Annotated in this window: 4 protein-coding genes; 2 read left to right on the top strand and 2 right to left on the bottom strand. The window is 39.8% G+C overall.

Annotated features, from left to right (window positions below; all coding sequences use genetic code 11):
* Both B4237_RS06360 and B4237_RS06355 read left to right on the top strand, forming a co-directional pair.
* The coding region (locus B4237_RS06360) for a magnesium transporter (protein ID WP_286942230.1) at window positions 1-170 on the top strand (170 nt) is incomplete at its 5' end.
* A 78-nt stretch (window positions 171-248) separates the two neighbouring features.
* Window positions 249-842, top strand: coding sequence for a DUF4112 domain-containing protein (locus B4237_RS06355; RefSeq protein WP_004878301.1), 594 nt, complete (start codon window positions 249-251; stop codon window positions 840-842).
* A 62-nt stretch (window positions 843-904) separates the two neighbouring features.
* Here the strand turns inward: B4237_RS06355 and htpX are convergent, their stop codons facing one another.
* Together htpX and B4237_RS06345 are read right to left on the bottom strand one after the other, a co-directional pair.
* Window positions 905-1810 (bottom strand): protease HtpX, encoded by a 906-nt coding sequence (gene htpX / locus B4237_RS06350; RefSeq protein ID WP_004878303.1) that lies wholly within the window; start codon window positions 1808-1810, stop codon window positions 905-907.
* Window positions 1811-2024: 214 nt separating this feature from the next.
* Window positions 2025-2522: lytic transglycosylase domain-containing protein (locus tag B4237_RS06345; protein ID WP_286942227.1), on the bottom strand; the 498-nt coding region annotated here is incomplete at its 5' end.

The raw sequence follows: 2522 nt of genomic DNA, 5'->3' as shown, positions 1-2522 counted from the left end.
GCATGATGGGTATTGTGTTAATGGGCTGTTTAATTGGCATGAGCCTACCGTTTATTTTAAATAAGGTCGGGCTTGATCCTGCTAGTGCATCTGCACCTTTGGTGACATCGATTTGTGATGCAACAGGCGTCATTGTGTACTTATTTATTGCTTCGATGATTTTATTCTAAGTAAGTAATAATTTTTGTACCGACAAAACTAAAAAACTACTTTATTCTCAATACATAAACGTTGTTTAGGTTAAATGAATGTCTAATCAGACCCAACAAAAAAAATTAACTCAACAGCAAGCAGTTGCTGTTGAACGGGACTTAGCTAAATTTGCAAATACGATGGATAGTTTGGTGCGTATCCCATTTACTAAGCAAGGTGTGGGCGCCGATGCTGCGTTAAGTACAGTTCCTTTTGCAGGTGATATCGCTGGATTTATTTTGACACTTTATGCTTTTAAAAAAGCACGAGAGGTTGGAGTTCCTCAACATAAATTAAATGGGGTGGTTAAATTAGCCATCATGGATATGTTGGTTGGATTTGTACCAATCGTTGGGACGTTATTTGATGTATTTATTCGCCCAAGTCGCAAGACATTAGAAATTGTACATGATCATATTCGTGAGGAATATCAGGTTGACAATGATATTCATGTGGTACATCCATTCTTACATGAGTCTTTAGAGCAAAAGCAAAAAAATTCAGCTTTTTGGCGAAATCCTATCGTAAGCTGGATTTGGTTACGTATTCCAGACTTATTAGGAATAGCCGTTGTTTTGTTATTACTGATTGCCCTATGGGCTGGTTTTAGCTATGCATGGCAGCTCTATCAATCTTTCAAAGCTAGTTAACGAATTTGTGATTAAAACAATAAAGCCTCCAAATGGAGGCTTTATTTTTCATCTATTTTTGATTATTGAACATTTAATTGCTGTAACGCAGCAACACGTTGTTCAATTGTTGGGTGGGTTTGGAATAAAGCCGCTAAGCTAAAACCTTGTTCCTTACCTTCCGCAATCGCAAATGCTTTCATTTCTTTAGGCATTTGATCAGGCATTTCAGATTCTGCTTGTAAACGAAGTAGCGCAGAAATCATTGCCTGTTTACCTGCTAAGCGTGCTCCAGCTTCATCAGCGCGATATTCACGTTGACGAGAGAACCACATCACAATCGCAGACGCCAAAATACCGAATACGATATCAAGTACGATGGTAATCGCAAAATATGCAAGACCGGGTGCTTCACCATCTTCACGACCAAACACATTACGATCAATAAAGTCACCAGCAATACGTGCAAAGAACATGACGAAGGCGTTTACAACACCTTGAATCAAAGCAAGTGTCACCATATCACCGTTAGCAACGTGACCAATCTCATGTGCAAGTACTGCACGAAGCTCATCTTTATTCATACGCTCTAATAAGCCTGTCGAAACAGCTACCAGCGCATCATTTTTATTCCAACCAGTCGCAAATGCATTTGACTGATAAGATGGGAAAATACCAACCTCAGGCATGTTAATACCTGCACGTTGAGAGAGTTGAGCAACTTCTTGTAATAACCACGCTTCAGCCTGATTACGAGGTGCATTAGGGTCGATTAATTCAGTTCCAGTGGTTTTTTTAGCCATCCACTTTGACATGAGTAGGGAAATAATCGAACCCACCATACCAAACACAAAACAGACGACTAATAGGTTGCCTAGGTTTAAGCCACCCGCGCCATGGTAACTACCGACACCGAAGAGTGACAAAATAATGCCAGCTACAACCAGTACCGCGAGGTTGGTAAGCAAGAACAAACCAATCCGCATCATTGAGAAAACCCTCTTATAGAGAAAAAGTGATCTGATTTACAAATTATAAATCATAACGTTAATATGCAGGGTGAACCCTAAAAATTCAAGCAAAAATTATGTGCAGATACATTTAGCTAATAAAATAATGAATTAGCAGAGAAACAGTTACTTGAAAGTCATTTTGATCAAAAATAGATAACAAAATCATCACATGAGAATTGGTTATAGATTCTTAATCACTCAAACGGATGTGCGCGGAAGCGACGGCATTTGCTGTGGTATAGGTTCCAGCTGGCGCATCCGTAAAAGTACCATCAGCAAGTGTGATAATTTGACGATTATATTGTTTAGGTGGCGGAGTAGCGGTTGGAGAGCTTGAATTGTTAGAACTCGTGTAGTTGGCTGATTGCGCTAATACTTGCCCTGTCTGATTATTATTACTTGATTCTGAAAGATTAGTACCTAAACCTGAAGCATAAAGATTTTGGTATCTACTGGTGACGCGACGGACGTAATCCTGTGTTTCACGGAAAGGGGGAATCCCGCCGTATTTATCAACATTGCCTTCACCTGCGTTATACGCTGCGATTGCAAGACGTGTATCACCATTAAAACGCTTGAGAAGCCAACTAAGGTATTTGGCCCCTGCAAAAATATTTTGTTGCGGATCATAAGCATTGCTGACATTAAAACGACGCGCAGTGGCAGGCATTAATTGCATCAATCCTTG

It is taken from the genome of Acinetobacter sp. UBA6526 (assembly GCF_002434875.1).
In the GTDB taxonomy this organism is placed as follows: domain Bacteria; phylum Pseudomonadota; class Gammaproteobacteria; order Pseudomonadales; family Moraxellaceae; genus Acinetobacter; species Acinetobacter venetianus.
The sequence above is the reverse complement of the archived record's forward strand: the minus strand, read 5'-3'. Positions and strand labels throughout refer to the sequence as shown.

What these genes read in the sequence shown, in the direction of transcription:
- htpX (WP_004878303.1), bottom strand. Translation starts at nt 1,810, where the DNA reads ATGATGCGGATTGGTTTGTTCTTGCTTACCAACCTCGCGGTACTGGTT.
- B4237_RS06355 (WP_004878301.1), top strand. Translation starts at nt 249, where the DNA reads ATGTCTAATCAGACCCAACAAAAAAAATTAACTCAACAGCAAGCAGTT.